This is a genomic window from Kitasatospora sp. NPDC003701 (assembly GCF_053587085.1).
In genome coordinates this window covers 92,387-117,519 of sequence record NZ_JBSFNM010000022.1, presented here as the reverse complement: position 1 = coordinate 117,519, position 25,133 = coordinate 92,387, and the positions used below count along the sequence as shown (strand labels likewise).

25 protein-coding genes are annotated in these 25,133 nt (G+C 74.4%); 11 read left to right on the top strand and 14 right to left on the bottom strand.

What is annotated here, in order from left to right:
• Positions 1-40: 40 nt before the first annotated feature.
• Positions 41-415: a hypothetical protein gene (locus ACWDRR_RS21985; RefSeq protein ID WP_449773866.1), complete on the top strand. Its 375-nt coding sequence runs from the start codon at positions 41-43 to the stop codon at positions 413-415.
• A gap of 261 nt (positions 416-676) precedes the next feature.
• Positions 677-1,114, top strand: coding sequence for a hypothetical protein (locus tag ACWDRR_RS21980; RefSeq protein WP_449773865.1), 438 nt, complete (start codon positions 677-679; stop codon positions 1,112-1,114).
• A gap of 86 nt (positions 1,115-1,200) precedes the next feature.
• Here ACWDRR_RS21980 and ACWDRR_RS21975 read toward each other — a convergent pair whose 3' ends face one another.
• Positions 1,201-1,788 carry a hypothetical protein gene (locus ACWDRR_RS21975; RefSeq protein ID WP_449773864.1) on the bottom strand — a complete coding sequence of 196 codons (588 nt, stop codon included), beginning with the start codon at positions 1,786-1,788 and terminating at the stop codon, positions 1,201-1,203.
• 153 nt (positions 1,789-1,941) lie between these two features.
• A complete protein-coding gene (locus ACWDRR_RS21970; RefSeq protein WP_449773863.1) occupies positions 1,942-2,169 on the bottom strand; it encodes a hypothetical protein in 228 nt (75 codons plus the stop codon).
• Positions 2,170-2,451: 282 nt separating this feature from the next.
• Here ACWDRR_RS21970 and ACWDRR_RS21965 point away from each other — a divergent pair, with 282 nt between their 5' ends.
• Positions 2,452-3,186 (top strand): DUF4232 domain-containing protein, encoded by a 735-nt coding sequence (locus ACWDRR_RS21965; RefSeq protein WP_449773862.1) that lies wholly within the window; start codon positions 2,452-2,454, stop codon positions 3,184-3,186.
• Between the two features lie 116 nt (positions 3,187-3,302).
• Positions 3,303-4,244 carry an MBL fold metallo-hydrolase gene (locus tag ACWDRR_RS21960; RefSeq protein WP_449773861.1) on the top strand — a complete coding sequence of 314 codons (942 nt, stop codon included), beginning with the start codon at positions 3,303-3,305 and terminating at the stop codon, positions 4,242-4,244.
• A gap of 23 nt (positions 4,245-4,267) precedes the next feature.
• Here ACWDRR_RS21960 and ACWDRR_RS21955 read toward each other — a convergent pair whose 3' ends face one another.
• The 5 genes from ACWDRR_RS21955 to ACWDRR_RS21935 form a co-directional block, all read right to left on the bottom strand.
• On the bottom strand, positions 4,268-4,984 hold the full coding sequence (locus ACWDRR_RS21955) for an AIM24 family protein (RefSeq protein ID WP_449773860.1): 717 nt from the start codon (positions 4,982-4,984) through the stop codon (positions 4,268-4,270).
• A 31-nt stretch (positions 4,985-5,015) separates the two neighbouring features.
• Complete coding sequence (locus ACWDRR_RS21950; protein ID WP_449773859.1) at positions 5,016-5,708, bottom strand: AIM24 family protein; 693 nt, start codon at positions 5,706-5,708, stop codon at positions 5,016-5,018.
• Positions 5,709-5,741: 33 nt separating this feature from the next.
• On the bottom strand, positions 5,742-7,073 hold the full coding sequence (locus tag ACWDRR_RS21945) for a TerD family protein (protein ID WP_449773858.1): 1,332 nt from the start codon (positions 7,071-7,073) through the stop codon (positions 5,742-5,744).
• Positions 7,074-7,291: 218 nt separating this feature from the next.
• On the bottom strand, positions 7,292-8,656 hold the full coding sequence (locus tag ACWDRR_RS21940) for an FAD-dependent oxidoreductase (RefSeq protein WP_449773857.1): 1,365 nt from the start codon (positions 8,654-8,656) through the stop codon (positions 7,292-7,294).
• A gap of 221 nt (positions 8,657-8,877) precedes the next feature.
• Complete coding sequence (locus tag ACWDRR_RS21935) at positions 8,878-9,420, bottom strand: MarR family winged helix-turn-helix transcriptional regulator (RefSeq protein WP_449773856.1); 543 nt, start codon at positions 9,418-9,420, stop codon at positions 8,878-8,880.
• A 102-nt stretch (positions 9,421-9,522) separates the two neighbouring features.
• Here ACWDRR_RS21935 and ACWDRR_RS21930 point away from each other — a divergent pair, with 102 nt between their 5' ends.
• Positions 9,523-10,764 carry an alpha/beta hydrolase gene (locus ACWDRR_RS21930; RefSeq protein ID WP_449773855.1) on the top strand — a complete coding sequence of 414 codons (1,242 nt, stop codon included), beginning with the start codon at positions 9,523-9,525 and terminating at the stop codon, positions 10,762-10,764.
• A gap of 54 nt (positions 10,765-10,818) precedes the next feature.
• On the opposite strand, the gene ACWDRR_RS21925 is transcribed toward ACWDRR_RS21930, so the two are convergent.
• Positions 10,819-11,298 carry a hypothetical protein gene (locus ACWDRR_RS21925; protein WP_449773854.1) on the bottom strand — a complete coding sequence of 160 codons (480 nt, stop codon included), beginning with the start codon at positions 11,296-11,298 and terminating at the stop codon, positions 10,819-10,821.
• A 346-nt stretch (positions 11,299-11,644) separates the two neighbouring features.
• On the opposite strand from ACWDRR_RS21925, the gene ACWDRR_RS21920 reads away from it, so the two are divergent.
• The 3 genes from ACWDRR_RS21920 (at position 11,645) to ACWDRR_RS21910 (ending at position 16,370) form a co-directional block, all read left to right on the top strand.
• A complete protein-coding gene (locus tag ACWDRR_RS21920; protein ID WP_449773853.1) occupies positions 11,645-12,211 on the top strand; it encodes a hypothetical protein in 567 nt (188 codons plus the stop codon).
• A gap of 36 nt (positions 12,212-12,247) precedes the next feature.
• Positions 12,248-13,537, top strand: coding sequence for a sensor histidine kinase (locus ACWDRR_RS21915; RefSeq protein WP_449773852.1), 1,290 nt, complete (start codon positions 12,248-12,250; stop codon positions 13,535-13,537).
• Between the two features lie 472 nt (positions 13,538-14,009).
• The gene (locus ACWDRR_RS21910; RefSeq protein ID WP_449773851.1) at positions 14,010-16,370 is read left to right on the top strand and encodes a HelD family protein; all 2,361 of its coding nucleotides are present in this window, start codon (positions 14,010-14,012) and stop codon (positions 16,368-16,370) included.
• 66 nt (positions 16,371-16,436) lie between these two features.
• On the opposite strand, the gene ACWDRR_RS21905 is transcribed toward ACWDRR_RS21910, so the two are convergent.
• From ACWDRR_RS21905 to ACWDRR_RS21885, 5 genes are all read right to left on the bottom strand, one after another.
• Positions 16,437-17,420 (bottom strand): aldo/keto reductase, encoded by a 984-nt coding sequence (locus ACWDRR_RS21905; protein WP_449773850.1) that lies wholly within the window; start codon positions 17,418-17,420, stop codon positions 16,437-16,439.
• A 79-nt stretch (positions 17,421-17,499) separates the two neighbouring features.
• Positions 17,500-17,664: a hypothetical protein gene (locus ACWDRR_RS21900; RefSeq protein ID WP_449773849.1), complete on the bottom strand. Its 165-nt coding sequence runs from the start codon at positions 17,662-17,664 to the stop codon at positions 17,500-17,502.
• 225 nt (positions 17,665-17,889) lie between these two features.
• Entirely contained in the window at positions 17,890-18,180 is a 291-nt protein-coding gene (locus ACWDRR_RS21895; RefSeq protein WP_449773848.1) for a WhiB family transcriptional regulator, read from the bottom strand.
• A gap of 76 nt (positions 18,181-18,256) precedes the next feature.
• Positions 18,257-18,619, bottom strand: coding sequence for a PRC-barrel domain containing protein (locus ACWDRR_RS21890; protein ID WP_449773847.1), 363 nt, complete (start codon positions 18,617-18,619; stop codon positions 18,257-18,259).
• Between the two features lie 154 nt (positions 18,620-18,773).
• Entirely contained in the window at positions 18,774-20,402 is a 1,629-nt protein-coding gene (locus ACWDRR_RS21885) for an AMP-binding protein (RefSeq protein WP_449773846.1), read from the bottom strand.
• 130 nt (positions 20,403-20,532) lie between these two features.
• Here ACWDRR_RS21885 and ACWDRR_RS21880 point away from each other — a divergent pair, with 130 nt between their 5' ends.
• From ACWDRR_RS21880 to ACWDRR_RS21870, 3 genes are all read left to right on the top strand, one after another.
• Complete coding sequence (locus ACWDRR_RS21880; protein WP_449773845.1) at positions 20,533-20,979, top strand: SRPBCC family protein; 447 nt, start codon at positions 20,533-20,535, stop codon at positions 20,977-20,979.
• Positions 20,980-21,233: 254 nt separating this feature from the next.
• A complete protein-coding gene (locus ACWDRR_RS21875; RefSeq protein ID WP_449773844.1) occupies positions 21,234-22,391 on the top strand; it encodes a peptidoglycan recognition protein family protein in 1,158 nt (385 codons plus the stop codon).
• 161 nt (positions 22,392-22,552) lie between these two features.
• On the top strand, positions 22,553-23,440 hold the full coding sequence (locus tag ACWDRR_RS21870; RefSeq protein WP_449773843.1) for an NAD-dependent protein deacetylase: 888 nt from the start codon (positions 22,553-22,555) through the stop codon (positions 23,438-23,440).
• A gap of 97 nt (positions 23,441-23,537) precedes the next feature.
• Here ACWDRR_RS21870 and ACWDRR_RS21865 read toward each other — a convergent pair whose 3' ends face one another.
• A complete protein-coding gene (locus tag ACWDRR_RS21865) occupies positions 23,538-24,953 on the bottom strand; it encodes a M20/M25/M40 family metallo-hydrolase (RefSeq protein ID WP_449773842.1) in 1,416 nt (471 codons plus the stop codon).
• Positions 24,954-25,133: the final 180 nt, after the last annotated feature.

Sequence of the window (25,133 nt, the reverse complement as noted above, 5' to 3'; positions counted from 1 at the left end):
CCCGCCGTACCCTTCGTACGACATCGTCCCAGGAGTGACTGTGAAGCGATCGAGACTCTCCGCCCCGCTGCTGAGCGGACTGCTGCTCGGTGCCGGGGCGCTGCACTTCGCCGCGCCCCGCACGTTCGACGCGATCGTTCCGAAGCGGCTCCCGGGCAGCAGGCGGGGCTGGACGTACGCGAGCGGCGCCGCCGAACTCGCCCTCGGCGCGGCGGTCGCCGTGCCGCGCACCAGGAGGATCGGGGCGCTCGCCGCCGCGGGCTTCTTCGCCGCCGTGTTCCCGGCCAATGTGAAGATGGCCCACGACTGGCGGCACCGGCCGGCCCCGCTGCCCGCCCTGGCCGTGGCCCGGCTGCCGCTCCAGGTGCCGCTCGTCCTGTGGGCGTGGCGGGTCGGACAGCGGCAGCGCGGCTGACCGACCCCGGGGTGCGGCACCGCGGGGCCGCACCCCCACCCGCTCCACAGTCCCCGCCTCGGGGCCGGCCGGTGCGCGGTGCAGGACGCGGGGCGCCGCGGGCCGCGCGGCCCCCGCCGTCAGCCTCCCGACCCCGGGCACCACCCGATCGACCGAGTCGGCCGCGGCCGTCCGGGTGACCCCGGGCCAAAACGGTCCGCACACGCAGGGCCGGATCGTTCTGCCGTACATGCCCACACAGAACGAGCGGCCGAGGCCCCGGTGCGCCTGATCGGACGGGCCGCCTCGGCGGTCCTGTCCCTGACCATCCTGATCCTCCCGGCGGTGGCCGCCGGCGGCGACCACCCGGCCGGTCCGAGCCCCGGGCCCCGGCCGCCCGAGAACGGCCACGCCGGCTGGGAGGTCGCGGCGGGCGCCGCCAACGTCCGCCGCGACCACTCGGTCAACGACACGGTGCTCGGCCTGACGCACTGCGGCGACCGGATCGAGATCGTGGACACCTGGACCTCACCGCTCGGCACCCGCTGGGGCAAGGTCGTGGTCACCCGCACCGGGCTCAGCGGCTGGGTGCTCTGGTCCCTGCTGACCCGCCACGAGCCGGTCGTCCTGCCCGTCGCCGACTGTCCGCCGCAGGAGTGCCGCCGTGCCTCTCCCCCGTGCGCCGGCGGCTCCGCCGACATCGGTCCCGCCCGGGTCTGACCCGGGCGGGGCCGGGCGGGACCGGACCGGCCGGCCCTGCTGCGCGCCGGCTTCTGACACAGGCCGGCACGGCCCCGCCGCCGCGGTCAGAGCTCGTCGACCACCACACCCGCGAACAGGGCGCAGCCGGCCATGACGGTCAGCAGGGCGAACGCCACCGTGCAGTCCGCCGCGTCGGGCCGCGGGCCCAGGCGGGGGGCGACCGTGCCGCGCGGGTCCACGGTCACCCGGAGCCGGTCACCGAGCGCGGGGTGCTCGCCCCTGGTCCCGATCCCCCCGACCTCGCTGCCGTCGGCCAGCCGTACGTCGACTTCCGTCACGGAGGACCCCTGACCGGCCATCGGGTCGGAGCTGACGATCGCCCGGACCACCTCGCCCTCCGAGACGACGCCCCGCTCGTGCATGAGCTGCTGGTCCTGCATGCCCAACCCGACCAGGAACAGGAGGATCCAGCCCGTCAGCAGGCCGAACAGGGCGGTCCCCGTGCCCGCCGCGTCGTTCCTGAGCAGCCGGACCACACCCACGAACGCGCCCAGGACGATCGAGCCGAAGCACACGGCGACCAGCGGGCGCCAGCCGATGTCCCGCAGGCGGAGCAGCCCCCAGGCGCTCAGCACGGCGGGGGCCAGCCAGCACACCGCCACCACGAGCACCGTTCCCGGCCGATTCCGCATGCGCCTCACCCCCCCGACCCCCTTACCCGGGAAGGAGCAGGACGACCCGTGCGGGGCCGCTGCCGATCGGCCTGTCACGGGTGCGGGCACGAAGAGGCGGTCCGGCCGGCCGGCGCCGACGGGGCGCCCGGGCGGGCCCGACGATCCGGGGTGTCAGCGGCGGCCGAGCAGCCGTCCCAGCCAGCCGGTGCCCTTCTCCGCAGCCTTCTCCGCGCCCTTGTCCGAGACCTTCTCCGCGCCCTTCTCCGCGCCCTTCCCGGTGCCCTTCCCGCAGGCGCAGCGCTCGGACCGGGGCACTCCGGCCAGTACCTCGTCCACGTGCTGGCCACAGCCGGCGTAGCCGGGCTTGCCGCAGGACCGGCAGACAACGCGTCGGCACACGACGCTCTCCTCGCTCTCGGGGCGGCCCGTCCGACCGCCTCCTCGAATATACCCGAGGGGGTATTTCCGGTGTCCGCGCCCGATCCGCACCGGAGCCCAACCGTCCCGTTCCGCCGTTCCAGGCCGGCGCGTTCCCGCAGGTCAGGGGCCATAAAACGTTCCGGCGTCCCGAATCGGCGGCCGGGTGTGGCGGCCGGGACGGTTCCCGGGCCAAGGTCGTGCCCAGACCCGGCGGACCGGGTTCCTCACCAGCACCGCACGACAGACACCGGGGGACTTCCCATGCACACCTACCGCAGTCGCACCACCGTCCTGGCCGCGACGGGCACCGCCGCGCTCGCCCTCGTCCTCACCGCCTGCGGCGGGGACGGTACGGACGCCAGGACCGCCGGCGCCGCACCGACCCAAGCGGCCGCCCAGTCCACGCCCGGCAGCGCCGGTACCGCCACCGGTACCCCCGCCGGTACCGCCGCCCCTGCCGCCGCCTCCGCCGCCGCCTCCGCGCCGAACACGCCCGGCGCAGGCGCCGGGAAGGGCTCGCCCACGGCGCGGCCGGCCGGCACCTCCCAGCCGCCCGCCGACCCGGCCGCGGCGTCCGCGCCGCTCTGCACCGTCAAGGACGTCGCCCTCAGCGCCGCCCTCCAGGACGGCCCGCCCTACACCCACCTCGTCCTGACCGCGAAGAACACCTCGGGCCACAGCTGCCGGCTCAGCGAGTACCCGCAGATCCAGTTCCTGGAGAGCCACCGCGAGAACGTCCCCGCCGTCGCCAAGAGCAGGCCCGCCGCCCCCGTCGTCCTCACCGCCGGCGCCCCCGCCTACGCCGTCGTCAGGCTCTCCGACGGCGGCGTCCACGAGAACAACGAGCCCGTGGCCGCGTTCTCCGTCACCCTCGCCGGCAGCGGCGGCCCGATCACCGTCAAGGCCCCCGGCGCCGGCGGCATCGCCGTCGACCCGGCCGTCTGGGCCACCGGCTACTGGACGCCCGAGCTGCGCAACGGCGCCGACGAATTCTGATCCGCCCCGCCCAGGGCGGCCTGGTAGGTTCGCGACGGCGGCTCCCGGCCGAGCCGACGCCGGACGAGGGCAGGTGGCGTTCTCGGCCGGTGCGAGCGACACCGACGGGAGAACCCATGACCTCCGGCCCGCACCCGATCGGCTCGGCGAGCCCGAGCGGTCCCCCGCGCGCGATCAGCTCCGCAGCCGCGATCGACTTCGCGGCCGCGGCCGGGCACGCCGCGGGGCGCTCGCTCGATGTGCGCTGGATCCACGGCTCGGAGTCGGCGAAGCACAACACCGACCCGGAGCTCCAGGTCCACCACTACGACGAGCGCACCGTGATCCTCCGGCAGAACATGGCCGTGAACTACGAGGCGCCGTTCCTCTTCCTGCTCTTCGGCAACGAGCGCGCGGTACTGATCGACACCGGTGCCACCGCCTCCCCCGAGCTCTTCCCGCTCCGGCGCGTCGTCGACGAGCTGGTCGCGGGGTGGCTCGCCCGCCATCCGCGCACCGCCTACGAGTTGCTCGTCCTGCACAGCCACGGCCACGGCGACCACATCGCGGGGGACGCGCAGTTCGCCGGGCGGCCCGACACGGTGGTGGTGGACGCGGCGCCCGACACCGTCCGGCCGTTCCTCGGCCTGGGCGACGATCCCGACCGGCCCGCGCACCTCGACCTCGGCGGGCGGGTGCTGACCTGCCTGACCGGTCCCGGCCACCACGAGGCCGCCCTCGCCTACTACGACCCGTTCACGGGCTTTCTGCTCACCGGCGACACCGTCTACCCGGGGCGGCTCTACATCGCGGACTGGGACGCCTACGTCGCGACGATCGACCGGCTGATCGCCTTCGCCGCCGCCCACCCGGTCAGCCACGTGCTCGGCTGCCACATCGAGATGACCGACCGGCCGGGGGTGGACTACCCGATCCGGTACACCCACCAGCCCGACGAGCCGCCGCTGCAGATGACGGTCGCCCAGCTGCACGACATCCGCCGCGCACTCGGCGAGGTGGCCGCCCGGCCCGGGCGGCACGCCTTCGACGACTTCGTGATCTGCTACCGCACGGACTGACCGGGACCGGCCGGCTCCGGCGGTCAGCGCAGCGGCACCCGCTGCGGCGGGAGCAGTTCGCTGGGCTGGACGATGACGATGCCGTCGCCGGTGAAGGACAGTTCCCAGCCCTCGGTGGCGGTGCCGCGGCGGCGCCAGGCCTCGGTGTTGCTGCTCTGCGCCTGGAGCTGGACGTCGAGGGCCGAGGACCAGCCGACCACCGCGTCGGCGTCCGCGTAGACGTACTCGCCCGCGCGCACCGGCATCACCAGCGGCAGGCCGGAGGTCATCACCACCAGCGTGCCGCTGCCGGACAGCTCCAGGCTGTGCCGGCCGACGCCGGAGATCCGCTCGCCGCCCTCGATGTCGACCGCCTGCCACTCGATCGTGGTGTCCAGGGCCAGCACGTAGCTGCTGGTGATCGTCAGCCGCTCGCGCCGGAGGTCGAGGACGTGCAGGTGCTGGGCCAGGTTGGCGAGGAAGACCGTGCCGGTGCCGGAGCAGCGCATCAGGTCCAGGGCGGGAGGCTGCGAACGTGCCTGCCGCTGCTGCGACTGCTGGTGCTGCTGCCGGTTGCGGCCCCGGCGGCCCGGCTCGGTCCAACCGGTGAACTGCACCCGGCCGGTGTGGGCGACCATCGCGCCGCTGCGGGCCAGCACCTCGGCCCGCCCGTCCAGCGCGACCCGCAGCAACTGCGGGTTCTGCAGGGCGAAGCGCTCGTCGCCGGCCAGGGCGGTGTGGTCGAGAAGGGGACTGTGCACGGTGATCACTGCTCCTTGGCCGCGGACTCGTTCAGCCGCGGATCTTGAGTCGGTCGGAGGTGTCCTCGCTGGGCTGGACGACGACGAAACCCGAGCCCTTGAAGCCCAGTTGGACCGCCTCGCCGCTGCCCCGGCCGATCAGTGAGCCGACCTTGAGCGTCCGCCGCACCTTGATCTCCAGCCCGGTCGTCCAGGCCACCAGCGCGTCCGGGTCGACGAACGTCTCGGCCTCCGCGCAGTCCAGCACCACGGGAACGCCGCGGGAGGTGACCGACACCCAGCCGCTGCCGCGCACCGTCACGTTGTACAGGCCCGTGCCGGCCATCAGCACCGGCCCCTTCACCTTCTCGACGGCGCAGCCCAGCGAGGCGTCCAGGGCCAGCAGGTGCGAGCCGTTGACGGAGAGCGACTCGTCGTCGAGCTGGAGGTTGAGCACGTCCGCGCCGAAGTCGGCCAGGTAGAGCGTGCCGTCGCCGAACCAGCGCAGCAGCGGGCTGCGCTCGCCCGACGCCCACTCGCCGAGCGACCGGCGCAGCGACTGCGAGACCGCCTCGTACTGGAGGAACCCGTCGTAGGCCACCATCGCCCCGGGTTTGGCGAGCACGTCCTGCGCACCCGTCACGGCGACCCGGCACATCGCCCCGCCGTGGTTGCTCATCCGCGCCGTGACCGGGGAGGCCGTGTACCCCTGAAGGTACGTGCCCGAGAGCACCTGCCGCTCCATTCCAACCTCCTTGTACCCGGGCGCTGCGCCCGCTCAGACCTCGAACGGCTGGACGACGACGAAGTTGCCCGGCCCGCCCCTGAACTGAAGGCTGTACGACTCCGCGGCGTGCCCGGCGTAGGCCGAGCGCCGGATCCGCACCGGGGCCGTGGTGATCACCTGGGCTCCGCGCGACCACGCGACCAGCGCGTGGACGTCGGCGTACGTCTCGGGCGCCGGGGTGACGGGCAGCACCACCGGGATGCCGTTGGTCTTCACCACCACCGTGCCGTGGCCGCTGAACTGGAGCGTGAAGAAGCCTCCGTTCGGCAGGCCCTCGCCCTCGATCCGGCGGACTTCGTGCTCCAGGTTCGCGTCGAAGGCCAGCACCCGGTCGGAGCTGACGCAGATCGCGTCGCCCTCCAGCCGGACCACATGGAGGTGGGCGGCCTCGTCGGCCAGGAACACCTGGCCCTCGCCGGAGACGCGCATCAGCTTGAGCGTCTGACCGGTGAGGTTGCCGGTCAGCTTGCGCAGCATGCCGGAGTTCTCGTGGGCGAAGTCCGCCCGGCCCTGGTAGGCCACCATGCTGCCGTGCAGGGCGAGGACGTCCTGACCCTTGCTCAGGGTGTAGCGGACGAGGTGGTCGTTCTGCTGCACCCACCCGGTCTGTTCGGGGACTTCGGCGTACTTGACCAGGGAGATGCGGACGCCGGGCGGCGCGGGCGGCTGGACGGGGAGCAGCGGCGCGGGTACCGGGGCGGCGGGCGCCGGGGCAGCGGGCACCGGACCGGGCGGCTCCGGGGCGCCCCGGACCTCGCCCCCGTGCTCCTCGGTGCCCTCCGCGACGTCCTCCTCCAGCGCCTCGCCGCCGAAGTTCTCCAGCAGCGCCCGCAGGCCCCCGTCGAAGCCCTGGCCGACCGGCGTGATGCGCCACTCGCCGTTGCGCCGGTAGAGGTCCGCCAGCATCACGGCACGCTCGGTGCTGAACTCCGAGCCGGTGAAGGAGTAGCGGCCGACCTCCGTACCGTCCACGACGAGCCGGACGTACCCGGAGGTGACCTGCGACATCCGGCCGTCGCCGTCGATCGTCGCGGTCAGGCTCAGCCGGTCGATGGCCGGCGGGACGTCCGGCAGCACGATCCGGAACGCCTCCGTGTCACCGGACTGCCCGCCCAGCAGCCGCACCGAGCCCTCGGGGCTGGCGGGCTGGTTGAAGAAGACGAAGTAGCGGTCGTCGCTGAGCCGCTGATCCGCGTCCAGACCGAAGCAGCTGATGTCGAACACCAGCCCCGGCGCGGTCAACCGCACGCCGAGGTAGAGGTCCGTCCCCGGTGTCAGATCGGCTATGCGCACACGCGAAGCCTTGGCAAGTTCCCTGGTCATGGCGCCGGGCCGACCCTCCCCCTACGTCAACGGGCGTGGTCCGGCGACCCTACCCCACCTCGTCCGGACGCAGCAGACCCCCGCCCGGTTGCAAGCCCCGGGCCACCGTCGCCCGGTCGGACCGCCTCGCCGTTTCCACGGTCCGCCCCGGAGAACAGCCGGGGCGGACGGCGCTCGACCGTCCGCCCCGTTGTGGTCCGCCCACCCGCGAGTACCCGTCAGGCGCCGCTGCGGCGGAGCATCTCCTCGCGGTCGACGACCTTGACGCGCTCGCGCCCCTCGGGGGTGCCGAGGTCGCGCTCGTGGGCGTCGAGCGCCTTCCAGCCCTCCCAGGTGGTGAACCGGACGCCCTGGCCGCGCAGGTGGGCCACCACCGCGTCGGGCTCGGGCTCGACGGCGCTGGGGAGGCGGCCGGCGGCGTGGTCGGCCAGCAGGCAGGCGACGGTCTCGTTGGCGTCGCCCTTGGTGTGGCCGATGAGGCCGACGGGACCGCGCTTGATCCAGCCGGTGACGTAGGTGGCGTCCAGGTGGGAGCCGTCGGCGGTCAGGACGCGGCCGGCCTCGTTGGGGACGGTGCCGCTGATCGGGTCGAAGGGCACCTTCGGCAGCTCGTCCGAGTAGTAGCCGATCGCGCGGTAGACGGACTGCACGTCCCAGTCGGTGAAGCGGCCGGTGCCCCGGACGTTGCCGGTGCCGTCGAGTTCGGTGCGCTCGGTGCGCAGGCCGCTGACCCGGCCGTCCTCGCCGATCACCTCGACGGGGGACTCGAAGAAGTGCAGGTGGATCCGGTGCGGCCGGTCGCCGATGTCGCGGATGGCCCAGTTCTCGATGGTGGAGGCGACCATGTCGGCGTGCTTGCTGGCACGGCGTTCGGCGATCGAACCCTCGTCGTACTCGATGTCCTCGGGGTCGACGACGACCTCGATGGTCGGGGAGTGGTCGAGCTCGCGCAGTTCCATCGGGCTGAACTTGGCCTGGGCCGGGCCGCGGCGGCCGAAGACGTGCACCTCCAGCGCCCGGTTGGCCTTCAGCCCGGCGTGGACGTTCGGGGGGATCTCGGTGGGGAGCAGCTCGTCGGCGCTCTTGGCGAGGATCCGGGCCACGTCCAGCGCCACGTTGCCCGCGCCGAGGACGGCGACCTTCTCGGCCTCCAGCGGCCAGGTGCGGGGGACGTCGGGGTGGCCGTCGTACCAGGAGACGAAGTCGGCGGCGCCGTAGGAGCCGTCCAGGCCGATGCCGGGGATGTCGAGGGCCCGGTCGGCCGTCGCGCCGGTGGAGAAGACCGCGGCGTCGTAGAAGCGGTGCAGGTCGTCCAGGGTGAGGTCGCCCGGGTAGTCGACGTTGCCGAACAGGCGTATCTGCGGCTTCTCCAGGACCTGGTGCAGCGCGGTGACGATGCCCTTGATCCGCGGGTGGTCGGGGGCGACGCCGTAGCGGATCAGCCCGAACGGGGCGGGCATCCGCTCGAACAGGTCGATGGAAACGCCCGGGTCCAGTGCGGCATCGGACTTGAGCAGGGCGTCTGCGGCGTAGATACCGGCGGGGCCGGCTCCGACGATCGCGATACGGATCGGGCGGGACATGGCGGGTGTTCCTCCGGGCGGGCGAGCGGCAGGCGGATGGTTGAAGCAAACCTGGGCAGTGTGCACCGGTGTAGGGGGTCCGGGCCTATGACCTCATAGCTCCAACCTATGGCTGCGGCTCTGGCGCCGGCGGGCCCCGGCCCGGACGGCGGCGGATGCCGGCGCGGCGGCGGCCGGTCCCGGCGCCGCGACGGCGGGCGCCCGCGCGGCACGCGGCGCCGTCAGAGCCCGTCGTAGATCCCGGCGAGTCCGCGCAGCACCGTGGCCGCGGCCTCGACGGTGGCGTCGTCGAGCCCGGCGACCAGGCGGTCCAGGTCGGCGTGGAGCGCCTGCTGGCGCTGGAGGTGCCGTTCGCGACCGGCCCCGGTCAGGGCGACGAGGACGGAGCGGCGGTCGTGGGCCGGCCGCTCGCGAGTCACGTAGCCGGCCTCGACCAGCCCGTTGACCAGTTGCGTCGCCGCCGCGGCGGTGGTCTCGGTACCGGCCGCGAGCCGGCTGACCGGGATCGGACCCTCCTCGGCCAGGACGCGCAGGGCCCGGGCGTGGGTGAGCGACAGCGCGCCCGGGGAGCGGGTGGCGCGCCCCCGCAGGCGGGCGTCGGCGGCACTGAGGCTGTACGCGGCGCGGGCGAGCGCGTCGAGCGCGGCGGCGCGTCCGGCCTGCTCCGCGCCGGGGTGACTCTGCTCCGCGCCGGGGCGATCCTGCTCCGCGCCGGGCCCGGCCTGCTCCGACCGGGCCGGCCGGTCCGCATTCGGTTCGGTCATGGGGTGATCCTCTCGCGGCGGGGGCCGGGGTTGACAGCCAGGTCCAGCATAAGTACTTAATAGTTAAGTACTTATCAACTGTTCTCCGAAAGGGAGCGCACCATGACCGTCCGATCGACCGGACAGAGCTGGGCCCTGGACATCGCCCTCGCCCAGGGCGGCTTCGACGCCCTGCACCCGCAGGCCAAGGGCACGATGGAGCAGCTGGGCCACGACCACACCGACTTCGACAAGGTCTTCGCGCTGGTCCGCAGCGGCGCCATGCTGCCCAAGGCCTGGGCCACCGTCGCCGGGCAGACCGAGCAGCGGGCCGCCCACCACGAGCGCGAGGGCTTCGGCCGCACCGCCGCCGACCTCTACCAGCGGGCGGCCGTGATGTGGGGCCGCGCCCAGTACTCGTTCCTCGACGCCACCGACCCGCGCAAGACGGCGTTCCGCGAGCGCGCCGACCACTGCGTCGCGCGGCTCGGCGAACTGCGCGGCCACCGGGTGCGCCGGGTGGAGCTGGCGTTCGAGGGCCGGCACGTCTACGCCCTGCTCCACCTGCCGCCCGGGCACGTCGAGCAGGCCTCCGCGGTCATCCTCGGCCCGGGGATGGACATGATCAAGGAGGACTACATCTTCGCCGCCGAGCGCTACTACACCTCGCGGGGCATCGTGGCGCTGTCCATCGAGGGGCCCGGCCAGGGCGAGTCCCGGGCGAACGGGCTGACCCTCGACCTCACCAACTACGAGCGGGCGCTGAGCCGCTGCATCGACCACCTGGCCGGCCTCCCCGAGGTCGACCCGCAGCGGATCGGCATGTTCGGCATCAGCATGAGCGGCTACTGGGGCATGCGGGCCGCCGCCACCGATCCGAGGCTCGCCGCGCTGGCCGCCTTCGAGGCCGTCACCGGGGACTTCGACACCATCTTCGAGCGGGCCCAGCCGGGCTTCAAGCACAACTTCATGTACATGGCCGGCTACACCGACGAGCAGGCCTTCGACCGCGAGCTGGTCGGCCGGCTGCCGCTCGGGGACCTGGTCACCCGGATCACCTGCCCGGTCCTGGTGGGCATCGGCGAGTTCGACGAGCTGACCCGGCTGGAGCAGGCCCTGGCCGGCTACGAGCTGATCACCGCGCCCAAGGAGATGCGGGTCTACGAGGGCGAGTTCCACCCGCTGGGCGGTGTCGCCGCCGAGGTCTTCCGCTTCGGCGCGGAGTGGCTGGAGCGCGCGCTGGCCGGTGAACTGGCCGAGCCCGGCCGGGATGCCCGGTACTACGTGCACAGCGACGGCCGGACCACGGACGGCACCGCCGACCCCGCCTGGTGGCTCGGCACCGACCCGGTGACGGCGCGCTGACCCGCGCCGCCGGGGCCCCGGCCGGCCCGGGGTCGCCACCGGGCCGGCCGGGGCTCACTCGATCCCCAGCGGGCCGATGCCCAGGTCCTCCCGCATCAGGCCGCGCATCCGGCCCATCGCCGTACGGCGCTGCGCGATCAGGGGCGCGTCCTCGGCGGAGCCGACGGCCGCCCCGGCGGCGTAGGCGTCACGGATGCGGCGCAGGCTGAGGAACGCCTCGTTCCCGGCCGTCACGACCTGCGGCGGCCCGACCAGCCAGAGCCGCTCGCTCGCGGTGTACAGGCCGGTGGCGCGGAAGGCCTCCCGCACGGCCGCGTCGCGCGCCGACTCGGACAGGTGGTCGCCCAGGGCGACCGCCCGGATCTCCTCGCCCGCGGCCTTGAGCGCGCTGACGAACTGGGTGTACACCTCGCGCCGCACCTCCAGCGCGTGCCGGGTCTGCTCGCGTCGCCAGCGGTTGCGGTCGGCGACCAGGGTGGCGGCGATACCGATCACGGCGCCGGTCAGCGTGGAGAGCAGGGGCATCCAGTCCATGCGCGGCAGCCTGGCCGAACGGGCGCGGCGGCACCAGTGACTTTTCGGCTGCACCGGCCGCACCCCCGGCCGAGCTCGGGCCCCGGCCCGACCCGTGCCGACCCCTGCCGACCCCTGCCGCCCCTGGTCCCGGCCGGACGGGCTCCGGCCGGGACCAGGGGCTCATGTGTTCGGGACCCGGAAAGGCGGACGGTGGAGGAAGAGTTCCACGGTCGCGCAGCCCCCCGTCGGGCGACTGCGCAGCGGCACTCGGACCGCCCCCCGACGGACGATCCGCCGGATCCGCCCGGCCGACCCGACGCACCCGGCACGCGCCGCCCACCGTGGCCGACCCCGAGGACACGCAATGAACGACCGCTCCACCCCGACCTTCGACGTCGCCGTGCACCAGGCCGGAGCCGGCGGCGGACCCGGCCCCGAAATGGCCCACGGCTTCCTGCTCAGCACCCAGACCGTCATGGTGCCGCAGCCGCCCGAGGCCCTGGCCAGCCCCTGGCAGCGCCTGGTCGTCCGCATCACCCTGAGCCCGGACCCGTCCGCGGCACCGGCACCGGACACGACCCCGGAGACGATTCCGGACCCGACCCCGGAGACGATCAAGGTCGCCGGGCTGGCCCTGTCCGCGGTCGACACGGACGGTGTGACCGCGGCGGCGGCGCTGCTGACCCTGAACAAGCCCTCGCGGCACACGGACGCACTCAGGGAGCACTCGCGCCGCGATCTCACCCGGGCCCTGCACACCCACGGCGGCGACCTGTGGGCCGCCTACGCCGATCTCGGCTACCCGATCGCCCGGCCGCCCGCCCTGGTGCAGCCGGCCACCTGGTGGCTCGCCTTCGCCGGCGACCTCACCGAATTCACCCGCGCCGAATGCTGCAACACCGTGCCGCCGCAGTCCTGCTGCTCCAAGTAGCGGGCCTGCCGCGCGCGGCGGGAACCGGACCAGCCGATGGACACCACCGCACAGCAGCCCGCGGACCGGACGGCGGACCGCCGCCGCCTCCAGTCCGTGGGGGTGCAGGACCTCGCCCTGGCACTCGCGGCCACCGTGCCGGACGTCTTCTACTTCGGGAACCCGGCGTTCCCCGGCACGCCCTGGGCGGAGCACGCCCAGGTCCTGGCGCTCGCCTGCGTCCAGGCCGTCGCACTGGCCCTGCGCCGGCGCCGGCCGATGGCGGTGTTCCTCGTCGTCTGGGCCGTCACGGCCGGCGCGTGCCTGCTGACACTGGCCGACGCGCTCTCCTTCACGCCGTTCTTCGGCCTGCTGCTCGCGCTGTACACCGTCGCGGACACCTGCCGGCGCCCGGCCGCCTTCACCGCGCTGGGGCTCGGCCTCGCCGCCACCGGGCTGAAGACCTACTACCTGGTCGACCTGGTGCCGGCCACCGACCGCACCTCGATGCTGCTGTCCGCGCTGGCGTTCTACGTGCTGGTCACGGCCTCGGCCTGGGGCCTGGCCCGCTGGGTGCGGGCCGGCCGGATCGCCGCCGAGCGCGACCGCCGCGCCCTCACCGAGGCCCGCCGCGCGGTGGTGCGCGAACGCACCCGCATCGCCCGCGAGCTGCACGACATCGTCGCCAACGCCGTGGCCGTCATGGTCATGCGGGCCGAGACCGCCAGGAGCACGACGCCCGCCGAGCAGACCGCGACCGTCGAGGCGTTCGGCCACATCGAGGAGGTCGGCCGGTCCGCGATGGCCGAACTGCGCCGCATGCTCCGGGTGTTGCGCAGCCCGGACGCACCCTTGGAGGACATCGGCCGGCACGGCCTGGCCGATCTGCAGCCGATGCTGGAGGACGGCCGCCGGACGGGTATCCGGATCGACCTCAACGTCCTCGGCACCCCGCTCCCGGTCGACGACAGCGTCGACCGGACGGCCTACCGGCTGGTGCAGGAGGCCGTCACCAACATCACCAAGCACGCGGGGCCGGGCAGTCACGCGGCCGTGCGGATCACCTGGTCCGACGCCCTGCACATCGAGGTGGTCGACGACGGCGCCGGCCGTACCCTGGCGGTGCGGCGGGACCTCTCGAACGGCCACGGCCTGATCGGGCTCGCGGAACGGATCGCGGTCTTCGGCGGCGAGCTGACGGCCGGGCCGCACCGGTCCGGCTTCCGGGTGACCGCCACCCTGCCGCTCTCACCGACGGCGGCGGCCGGCGCCCCGGCCCCGGCATCGCCCTCACCCCCGGCACCGGTCGGCACCGACGGCGCGCTCCGCCGACGCGGCGGAGGGTGAGCGGAGTGTGAGAGGCTCCGGGAACTCCGGTAGGCCGGTGACCTGTTGACACGACCTCGACGGCCGGGCGCGGTAGCGGTGCGGGGGCGCGGACGGCACCGCGGAACGCGGCGCCGCGCGCTTCGTGGGGGGCCGGCCGGACACCGCCGACCGGGAACGGGAAAGGGGGCGAACCCGCTCCTTTCCACTCCCAACTTATAGCGCACGGGGGGGCTTGCGGCAAGGCCCCGGTCGTGCCGCAGAATTGTCGGCCGAGGCCGGGACCTGCGGAGATGAGAGGCGCGGCAGGCCGTCCTCGTCCTCACCGGTGCGCAGAGGCACCGGCTTCCAAGATCATTGTCCTGAGACATCCCGGCCCGTCGCGTGTGCGCAGGCCCCGGCCCGAGGTTCTCTTGCGTTGTACATGGCGGTCATTCCGCCGCCACCCCCGACCGCCCGGTCGGTCGGGGGTCCTGAGTCAATGGAGCTGGCCATGGTCCCCACGTCCTCGTCCGAACCCACCACAGGTCCCGATGCCGGAGCCGGGGGCGGGACGGACGCCGGCGGCGACGCCCGGTCCTCCGACGGCTGGCGGGCCCGGGAGCTGCGGGCGGAGAACGCCTACGTCGGCCGGCTGTACGACCGGCTCGAAAGCCGGCGTGAGCTCGCGACGGCCCGGCTGCGCGAGATCCACCGCCAGGACAAGGGCGGCACGCTCCAGTCCCGCCTGGAGCGCGACACGATGGAGCTGCACCACACCCGGCGGCTGGCGGAGCTGTACGCCGCCGAGTACGGGCTCTGCTTCGGCCGACTCGACACCGCCGACGGCGAGCGGCAGTACATCGGCCGGATCGCCCTCGCCGACGACGACCACGAGCCGCTGCTCACCGACTGGCGGGCCTCGGCCGCGGAGCCGTTCTACCGGGCGACGCCCGCCGCGCCCGGCGGGGTGACGGGCCGACGGCACCTGCGGAGCAAGGGCCGGAGCGTCGTCGACTTCGACGACGACGCCTTCGGCATGGGCGCGCTGGAGGGCCGGACAGGCTCCGACCTCAGCGGGGAGAGCGCCCTGCTCGCCTCGCTGACGGCGGCCCGGACCGGGCGGATGGGCGACATCGTCTCCACCATCCAGGCCGAGCAGGACCGGGTGATCCGCTCCGAGCTGGGCGGCGTGCTCGTCGTCCAGGGCGGCCCGGGGACGGGCAAGACCGTCGTCGCCCTGCACCGCGCCGCCTACCTCCTCTACACCCACCGGGACCGGCTGGCCAAGCGCGGGGTGCTGGTCATCGGGCCGAACACGACCTTCCTGCGCTACATCGACCAGGTCCTCCCCGCGCTCGGCGAGAGCGAGGTCGTGCTGAGCAGCATCGGCGCGCTCTACCCGGGCGTCACCGGGACGGACACGGAGACCCCCGAGGCGGCCGCCGTGAAGGGCGACGCACGGATGGCGGGGGTGCTCGCCGCCGCACTGGAGGGCCTGCGGCAGCTGCCGGAGGAGTCCTGGACCATCACCGTGGGCCGGAGCTCGCCCCACCAGGAGGAGCTGGTGATCGGCCGGGCCCTCTGCGAGCGGGCCCACGCCGCCGCGCACCGGACCGGCGAACCCCACAACGCGGCCCGGGCCGCCCTGGTCGAGCGGCTCTCCTCGGAGCTGGCCCTGCGGATCGCCAGGGACCGGGGCGGGGAGATGGAGCTGGACGACGTGGTGGACCTCGCCGACTCGCTCGTCACCGAGCGCGACTTCCAGGCCCTGGCCGAGAAGCTGTGGCCGCTGCTCGGCCCGGAGCAGCTGCTCACCGCGCTGTTCGGCTCCCCCGAGCTGCTGGCGCGGGCCATGCCGGAGTTCTCCGAGGCCGAACGCGCCGCCCTGCTGCGCGAGCGGCCGGGCCCGGACCAGGAGGCCGTCGCCTGGACCACCGACGACGTGCCGCTGCTCGACGAGGCCGCCGAACTGCTCGGCCCGCTGCCCGGTAGCGCCGTCTCCCGCCGGGCCGATGCCGCCGCCGAGGCCGAGGAGCTGGAGTTCGCCAAGGTCGTCCTGGAGGACTTCGGCGCCGGCCTGGCCGAGATCGACGCCGAGATGCTGACGCGCCAGTACCGCGGCGAGGGGGAGTTCCGCCCCCTGGCCGAGCGCGCGGCCGAGGACCGGACCTGGGGCTTCGGGCACATCATCGTCGACGAGGCGCAGGAGCTCTCCCCCATGGCCTGGCGGCTGCTGACCCGCCGTTGCCCCGGCCGTTCCATGACGATCGTGGGCGACCTCGCGCAGACCGGTGCGCCGGCCGGGCTGAGCTCCTGGGGCGAGGCGCTCGACGAGTACACCGCGGGGCGCTGGCGCACGGTGGAACTCACCATCAACTACCGGACCCCGGCCGAGATCATGCGGATCACCGAGGGCGTCCTGCGGGCGGTCGACCCGGCGCTCACCGCCCCCACCGCGGTGCGCAGCGGCGGGAGCCGCCCGTGGAGCCTGCGGATCCCCGCGGACGACCGGGGGGCGGCCCTGCTGGCCGCCGTCGAGAAGGAGATCGCGGAGCTGGACGGCCGCCGGATGGCGATCCTCCACGCCCCGGGCTTCCCGGCCGAACTGATCGACCGGCTGGCCGGGTTGGCCGGTGTCGCGCGCGCCGACGGCCCCGCGTCGCTGGACTCGCCCGTGGTGCTGATGACGGCGGCGCAGTCCAAGGGGCTGGAGTTCGACGCCGTCCTCGTCGTGGAGCCCTCGGAGATCCTCGCGGCGCACACCCGGGGCGGGAACGACCTCTACGTCGCCCTCACCCGCGCGACGAAGAGCCTCGGGGTCATCCACAGCCGGGAGCTGCCGGAGATGCTGGAGGGCCTGGACCCGCGCTGAGCGGCCGGGCGGAGCGTTCGGCGGGCCCGGAGTGCCGCCCGGTCGGGAACCCGACCGGGCGGCGCGTCACCAGCGGTCGTGGACCTGCGGGCGGATCCGGCGGTCGTACAGGTCCTGCACGGCGGCGAGGGTCGCCCCGGGCAGCGGCGGGAGGGCGGCGGCGGCCGCGTTGGCGCGGGCCTGCTCGGGGTTGCGGGCGCCGGGGATCACCGTCGTCACACCCGGCTGCTGGATGATCCAGCGCAGCGCGGTCTGCGCCGGGGTAGCGCCCCGGGGCGCCAACGCGCCGAACTCCGCCGCCGCCTCGACCCCGGTCGCGAAGTCGACACCGGAGAACGTCTCCCCCTGGTCGAAGGCCTCGCCGTGCCGGTTGTAGGTGCGGTGGTCGTCCGCGGCGAAGGCGGTCTGCGCGGTGTAGCGGCCGGAGAGCAGCCCCGAGGCGAGCGGGACGCGGGCCAGGATGCCCACCCCGGCAGCCGCGGCGGCGGGCAGGACCTGCTCCAGGGGCTTCAGCCGGAAGGCGTTCAGGATGATCTGGACGCTCGCGACGCCGGGCCGGGCGATCGCGGTCAGCGCCTGCGCACAGGTCTCGACGCTGACGCCATACGCGGCGATCCGCTCCTCGGCGACCAGGGTGTCGAGCGCGTCGAACACCTCGTCGGTGGAGTAGACGGGCGTCGGCGGGCAGTGCAGCTGCACCAGGTCGAGCCGGTCCACGCCCAGGTTGGCCCGTGAACGGTCCGCCCAGGCACGGAAGTTGGCGAGGTTGTAGTGCTCCGGGAGCTGCTCGGCCCGGCGGCCGAACTTGGTGGCGACGAAGACCTCCGCGTCCGGGCGCCCCTTCAGGTAGCGGCCGATCAGCTGCTCGCTGCGGCCGTCCCCGTAGACGTCGGCGGTGTCGAAGAGGGTGACACCGGCCTCGACGGAGGCGTCCAGGACGTCGAGTGCGTCCTCCTCGCGGACGTCACCCCAGTCCGCGCCGAGCTGCCAGGTGCCGAGCCCCACGACGGAGACGGGTCGGCCGGTGCGGCCGAGTACGCGCTGTTCCATGGGGCGAGCCTCTCACAGGCGGCGATGCTTTCAGCGGCGGCGATCGCCCGGCGCGGCCGGGCCGGCGGGCGGAGCACCGTCAGGACGCCAGGGCCTCCCGCACGCGGGTGGCGACGGTGGGATCGGTCAGCAGCCGGTCGTGGGTCAGGCAGCCCGTCCGCAGATCGGCGGCCCCGGCCGGGCCGGTGCTGGAGGTCGGGCCGATCTGCTCGTCGCGGGCCGAGCGGAAGGTCGTCCAGCGCACCGGAGCACGTCCCCGCCGGGCTGGCCCCCGGCGCCTCGGCCGCCGCCGACGTCCGGCTGAGCGTCGCCACCGGGGTGGACCCGGGCGTGCTGGACGGCACCGCGCCGGTCGACCTGCCCGGGGATCCGCCATCGTCGTGGAGTGACGCGACACGCGCCGCCGCGCCCCTGGGGCCCGGCGGCGCGACGCGTCCCTGCACCGGCACCCGCACACCGCGGGCGGCGCCTATCCGCGGACCTTCGGGGCCCGACGCCCCAGCCGCAGGCGTTCGTTCTCGCCGAGGCCGCCCCAGACCCCGTACCGCTCGTGGGCCTCCAGGGCGTAGCGCAGGCATTCGCGTCGGACGGGGCAGCCCGCGCAGACGGCCTTGGCCGCGCTCTCGCGCGAGTCGTGGGCCTCGCCGCGCTCGCCGACCGGGTGGAAGAAGAGACCGCTGTCGGCGGAGCGGCAGGCGCCGTCCAGCTGCCAGTTCCACCGGTGGTCGAGGGCCCCGGGCAGGCGTGCGATGTTGGTCATGACACGGACTCCGTTTCCGTCGAAGGTGGGTGGGGGCGAGGCGCGTGGGCCGGTGCCCCCGCGGCGTGCCGACGCCTCAGAACCGCCCGCCGTAGAACGGGCCGTAGTAGCTGCCGAAGGTCTCCAGGTACGCGATGTCCTCGTCGTACCCGACCGGCTCGAACGCCGGGCCGTTCTTGATCTCGTCCTTGGTCCGGTCGACGTAGACCCTCTTGTCCTCCTGCTCGACGCGCACCACCGTGCCGGCCGGCAGCAGGACCTGCCGGCCGAAGATCCACGGCCCGGTGTCGACGACGAGGTACTGCGGGCCGACCTCCCGGGAGTGCCGGTCGACCTTGCCGATCGGTCCGTCGGTGGCCTCCACGTGGAAGCCGACCAGCTCGCTGTCGGTGACGTGGCCGGAGGTCGACCGGAACGCCCAGATGTCGATGTCGCTCATGCCGGATTCCTTCCGCTCGGTGCCGCCCGGGCCGTCCCGGGCGGCGCATCCTCGACCTCCGGCTGCCCCGAACGCGCCGCCCCACACCTCCCCCGGCAGGAATCCGCCCCGGCCGGCCGCGCGGACCGCCGGACCGGCCGGATGCCGGGACCCGTCAGGCGAGGTCCAGCAGGGCGACCGCCTGCTCGCGCATCTCCACCTTGCGGATCTTGCCGGTGACGGTCATCGGGAACTCGTCGACGAGGTGCACGTAGCGCGGGACCTTGTAGTGCGCGATCCGGCCGGTGCAGAAGTCCCGCAGCGCCTCCGCCGTCAGCGCGGGGGCACCGGGGCGCAGCCGGATCCAGGCCATCAGCTCCTCGCCGTACTTCGCGTCGGGGACGCCGATGACCTGGGCGTCCAGCACGTCCGGGTGGGTGTGGAGGAACTCCTCGATCTCGCGCGGGTAGATGTTCTCGCCGCCGCGGATGACCATGTCCTTGATCCGGCCGGTGATGGTGAGGTAGCCCTCCTCGTCCATCACCGCCAGGTCGCCGCTGTGCATCCAGCCGTCGCCGTCCAGGACTTCGGCGGTGCGGTCGGGCTGCTCCCAGTAGCCGATCATCACCGAGTAGCCCCGGGTGCACAGTTCGCCGGGGGTGCCGCGGGGGACGCTGCGGCCGGTCTGCGGGTCGACGACCTTCACCTCCAGGTGCGGGCCGACCCGGCCGACGGTGGAGACCCGGCGCTCCAGCGGGTCCTCGACCCGGGTCTGGACGGACACCGGGGAGGTCTCGGTCATGCCGTAGCAGATCGACACGTCGCGCATGCCCATCCGCTCGACGACCTGCTTCATCACCTCGGTGGGGCAGGGCGACCCGGCCATGATCCCGGTGCGCAGGCTGGAGAGGTCGTGGTCGGCGAAGGACGGGTCGTTGAGCTCGGCGATGAACATCGTCGGGACGCCGTACAGCGAGGTGCAGCGTTCGGCGGCCACCGCGCGCAGGGTGGTGGCGGGCTCGAAGCCGGGGGCCGGGATCACCACGCAGGCCCCGTGGGAGAGCGCGGCGAGGTTGCCCATGACCATGCCGAAACAGTGGTAGAACGGCACCGGCACGCAGATCCGGTCCAGTTCGGAGTAGCCGCACAACTCGCCGACGAAGTAGCCGTTGTTGAGGATGTTGCGGTGCGAGAGGGTCGCGCCTTTCGGGAAGCCGGTGGTTCCCGAGGTGTACTGGATGTTGATCGGGTCGTCCGCGCCCAGCGCGCCGGCGGCGGCCTCCAGCGGGCCCCGGTCCGCCTGCGCGGCACGGGCGAGCAGTTCGCCCCAGGCCGGTGAGCCGATCAGCAGGACGTCCTTCAGCGCGGGGCAGCGCGGAGCGGTCTCGGCCAGCATGGCCGCGTAGTCGGAGGTCTTGAACGACGGCGCGGCGACGACCGTGCGGGTGCCCGACTGCCGCAGGACGTACTCCAGTTCGTGCGCGCGGTAGCCGGGGTTGACGGTCACCAGGACGGCGCCGATCCGGGCGGTGGCGTACTGGGTGAACACCCACTCCGCGCAGTTGGGCGCCCAGATCCCGACCCGGTCGCCCCGGCCGACGCCGAGCGCCAGCAGCCCGAGCGCCACCCGGTCCACCTCCTCGGCCAGCTCCCGGTACGTCCAGCGGCGGCCGGACGGCAGGTCGACCAGGGCCTCGCGCCCGGGGAAGGCACGGACGGCGCGGTCGAGGCTCGCCCCGATGGTGTCGTCCAGCATGGGGGTGGCCGAGGTGCCGGCGTCGAGACTGAGGGAAGGGGTGGGCATGCGATGACTCTCCTGGACTCGCCCGGACAGATGGCGACCGAGTCTATGCAAGGCCGCGCCTGACGTCATCGTCCGCACCTGCCTGGGACGATGACGGGACGTCACGGATCCTTTCGTCGAAGGAGAGCACATGGCAGGCCGGTTCGAGGCCACGGTCGAGATCGATCGCCCCGTCGAGGAGGTGTTCGCCTATCTCGCCGACGGCAGGAACGACCCGGCGTTCAGCCCCCGGGTCCTGGAGATCACCAAGACGCCGGACGGCCCGACCGCCGTCGGCACCGTGTTCACCAGCACGGTCAAGGACGCCGGCATGAAGACCGCACGTCGGATCCGGATCACCGAGCTGCGGGCACCCACCACGCTGCGCTGGACGGAGATCTCGAAGAACCTGGTGACCTCCGCCGACGGGGGCTACGACCTGTCGGCGGTGTCGCCGACCACCACCCGGCTGCGGATCTTCAACACCCTGGAGGGCCACGGCCTGGGCAAGCTCCTGGTCGGCCTCGCGCTCAGCGCCGCCCGCAAGGACGCACCCGCGTTCGGCCGGCGCATCAAGACCGCGGTCGAAGCCTCCTGACTCCGGGCGACGTGTCCGCCGCACCGCGCGCGGCCCGCCCGGAGCGGGTCCGCGCGGGCGGCCGGCGGGCACGTCGCCGTTCGGCCGGACCCCTCCCGACCTGCACTTTCGGGCAAAGATTCCTAGGAATCGAACGGATGGACGGGGTCAATTGTGTACATTCACCCATGACTGATCTTCTGTCAGCGGGGGCGCCACATCCGGAGCGAGTTCTCGGCCCCCCGTTCCCGATCACGCCCGAGACAGGACCTCCCATGCCCAACCCGAAGCCCGCCGTCACCCGGCGGACCCTCGTCACGGCGATCGGCGCCACCGCTGCCGCGCTCGCCGTCACCCCCGCCGCGTCGGCCGCGTCGGCCGCTACCGGCACCGCCGCGGCCGGCACCGGCGCGGGCGGGGCCCGGCCGGTCGCCGCCCGGACGACCCGCGTCCCCGTCACCCGGGCGCAGTCCGCGGCCGGGCGGGCCGCCACCACCGTGCGGGCGGACTTCCCGATCCGCTACGTCGGCGTCAGCTGGGACGGCCCCACCCGCGGTGCCGCCATCAGGCTCCACCGCGACGACGCGGCCCCCGGCGCCTGGCAGCCGCTGCCCGGCGGCTGCGCGGGCGGCCCGGACCACGAGGACCGCGTGGGCGGCGTCGCCACCGCGCTGATCGCCGCCGACGGCGCGCCCGGCTACGACCTGCGCCTGCCCGACGGGGCCGCGAACGTCCGCTCCGCCGCCATCGACACCGTGCACGGGCCGGCCCGCACCGTGACGATCGCCCCGACCGCGCCCACCACCTTCTGCGGTGTCGAGTACCTCACCCGGGCCGCCTGGGGCGCCGACGAGTCCAAGCGCTTCAAGAACGGCGTGGAGAACTCCCCCGCGAAGTACTACGCGCTCCAGACCCTGACGGTGCACCACACCGACACCCCCAACGCCGACCCGGACCCGGCCGCCACCGTGCGGGCGATCTACGAGTACCACGCGATCACCAACGACTGGGGCGACATCGGCTACCACTTCCTGATCGACGAGGCCGGGCGGATCTACGAGGGCCGCTGGTCGGGCGACGACGGCGTCCCGGCGCACGACGCCTCGGGGAACGTCGTGACGGCCTTCCACACGGCGGGCTTCAACTCGGGCAACCTGGGCATCGCCCTGCTCGGCACCCTCAGCAGCCAGGAGCCGACCGCGGCCGCCCGCGCGTCGCTGACCGCGCTGCTCGCCGCGGTGGCCCGCGGGCACAACCTGGACCCCCAGGCGCACGTCACCTTCGTCAACCCCGTCAACGGCGTGACCAAGCCGGTCGAGATGATCAGCGGCCACCGCGACTGGCTGGCCACCGACTGCCCCGGCGGCACGATGTACGCGAGCCTGCCGGCCCTGCGCGCCGACGTGGCCGCCCTCGGCACCGGCGGGCACTGACCCGGCCGGCACCGGGCCCCGGTCGTCGCGAGCGACCGGTGCGGCCCGGCCGACGGAGGCCGTGCGGCGGGGTGCGCCCCGCCGCACGGCCTCCGTCGCGTTTCGCGGCCGGACCGGCCACCGCCCGGCGCCTCCGCCCGGCGTGTCGCTAGGCTGTGGGCATGGCTGTGGATCCGATGCCCGAGCCGCTCGCGCCCAGGGCGAGCGAGCCGCCGGACACCGCCCTGGGCGAGATCGGGCGGCTGCTGGCCGGCCGGGGCGTGGTGGTCCTGACCGGCGCGGGGCTGTCGACCGAATCGGGCATCCCCGACTACCGGGGCCCCACCGGGAGCCTGCGCCGCCGGACACCGATGACGTACCAGGAGTTCGTGGGCAGCGCGGAGGCCCGGCGCCGGTACTGGGCGCGCAGCCACGCCGGATGGCGGTCGATCGCCGGGGCCCGGCCCAACGCCGGGCACCGGGCGGTCGAGGCGCTGCGCCGGGGCGGCCTGGTGTCGGCGGTGATCACCCAGAACGTGGACGGGCTGCACCGCGCGGCCGGCACCCTGGACGCCGTGGAGCTGCACGGCGGCCTCGACCGGGTGGTCTGCCTCGGCTGCGGGCGCACCAGCTCCCGGGCGGACCTGGACCGACGCCTGCACGCCCTCAACGGCGCCTTCCGGGACGAGAGCTCCCCGAGGAACGCCGACGGGGACGTCGAACTGCCCGACGCGCTGGTGGCCGCCTTCCGGGTCGCGGCCTGCCGGGCGTGCGGCGGGATCCTCAAGCCGGACGTGGTCTTCTTCGGTGAGAACGTGCCCAAGCCGCGCGTCCGGCACTGCTTCGACCTGGTCGACGAGGCGCGTGCGCTGCTCGTCCTCGGCTCCTCGCTGGCGGTGATGTCCGGTCTGCGCTTCGTCCGGCACGCGGCACGGGCCGGCAAGCCCGTCGCGATCGTGAACCAGGGCGCGACCCGCGGGGACGCCTACGCCACCGTCCGGGTCGGCCTCCCGCTCGGTCGGACGCTGACGGCGCTGGCGGACCGGCTCACCACCGCGCCCCCGGCCTGAGGGCGAGGCGGTCGGCTCCGTCCCGGTGATCCGGGCGTCCACCGTGCGCAGGCCGCCCCGGCCGGGCACGTTCACTCGGCAGATCACCGCACCGGTGTCAGCAGTGGCGCAGGAAGCGGTCCAGGACGCGGGTGCCGAACTCCAGTGCCTCGACGGGGACCCGCTCGTCGACGCCGTGGAACAGGGCGGCGAAGTCCAGGCCCGCGGGCAGCCGCAGCGGGGCGAAGCCGAAGGTGCGGATGCCCAGGCGCTGGAAGGACTTGGCGTCGGTGGCGGCGGACAGCATGTAGGGCAGCACTCGGGCGCCCGGGTCCTCGGCGGCCAGCGACAGCGTCATGGCGTCGACCAGCCGGCCCTCGAAGGCGGTCTCGACGGCCGGCAGGCTGTTCCACTCCTGCTCGATGCCGGGCCCCAGGAGTGCGGCCACCTCGGCCCGGAACGCCTCCTCACGGCCCGGGAGCACTCGGGCGTCGACCTCCGCGTGGGCGGTGGACGGCACCACGTTGGCCTTGTACCCGGCGTCGAAGCGGGTGGTGTTGGCGGTGTCGCGCAGGCTGGCCCCGATCAGCCGGGAGGCGTGCCCGAACCGGGCGAGCGCCGCCTCGGGATCGTTCTCGTCGAACGGCACCCCGGTGATCTCCGCCGCCCCTTCCAGCAGTTCGCGCACCGCGGGGGTGAGGACCAGGGGGAAGCGGTGCGTCTCCAGCCGGGTGACGGCCGCGGCGAGCCGGGCGATCGGGTTGTCGTCGTGCAGCAGCGAGGCGTGACCGGCGGTGCCCTGCGCCTTCAGGCGCAGCCAGACCGCGCCCTTCTCGGCCGTCCCGATCAGATAGGCCCGGGTGGCGTCGCCGAAGCTCACCGAGAAGCCGCCGACCTCGCCGACCGCCTCGGTCACGCCCTCGAAGAGCTCCGGCCGGTGGTCGACGAGCCAGCGGGCGCCCTGGAAGCCGCCCGCCTCCTCGTCGGAGACGAACGCGAAGACCAGGTCGCGCGGCGGCAGGACGCCGTCGCGCCGGTAGCTGCGGGCCACGGCGAGCATCATGGCCACCATGCCCTTCATGTCCACCGCGCCCCGGCCCCACAGGTAGCCGTCGGCGACCTCTCCGGAGAAGGGGTGCACGCTCCACTCGGCCGGGTCCGCCGGGACGACGTCGAGGTGACCGTGGATCAGCAGGGCGCCGCGCCCGGGGTCGGCCCCGGGCAGCCGGGCGACGACGTTGCCGCGCCCCGGCGCGCCGGCCTCCACATAGGTGAACTCGTAGCCGACCTCGGCCAGTTTGGCCGCCACGTACTCGGCGGCCGGGCGTTCGGTGCCCACCCCGCCCGCGTCCGCGCTGTTGGTCGTGTCGAACCTGATCAGGTCGCTCGCCAGGGAGACCACCTCGTCCCACGGCTGGACGGGCGGACGGCCGGGGCCCGCCGCGGCGTCGGCGGGCGCGGCGTTCGCGGGCACCCCGTTCGCGGGCACCCCGTTCGCGGGCGGCGGGGCGGGCGAGGTGGTGCGCGGCGTCATGCTGGCGTGATCCTCCCTGCAGGACGGGCGGAGCGACCTCCCGCTCCCCCGTCGGCGGTATCGGTCGATCAGTACCACAGGACCGCCCGCCGCCGGGAGCCGATATCCGGTCCGGCCCCCGACCCGCCCGGATCCGGCACCCCGGCCGGCCGGCAAGGCGGGGCGTCACCACCGGCCGGC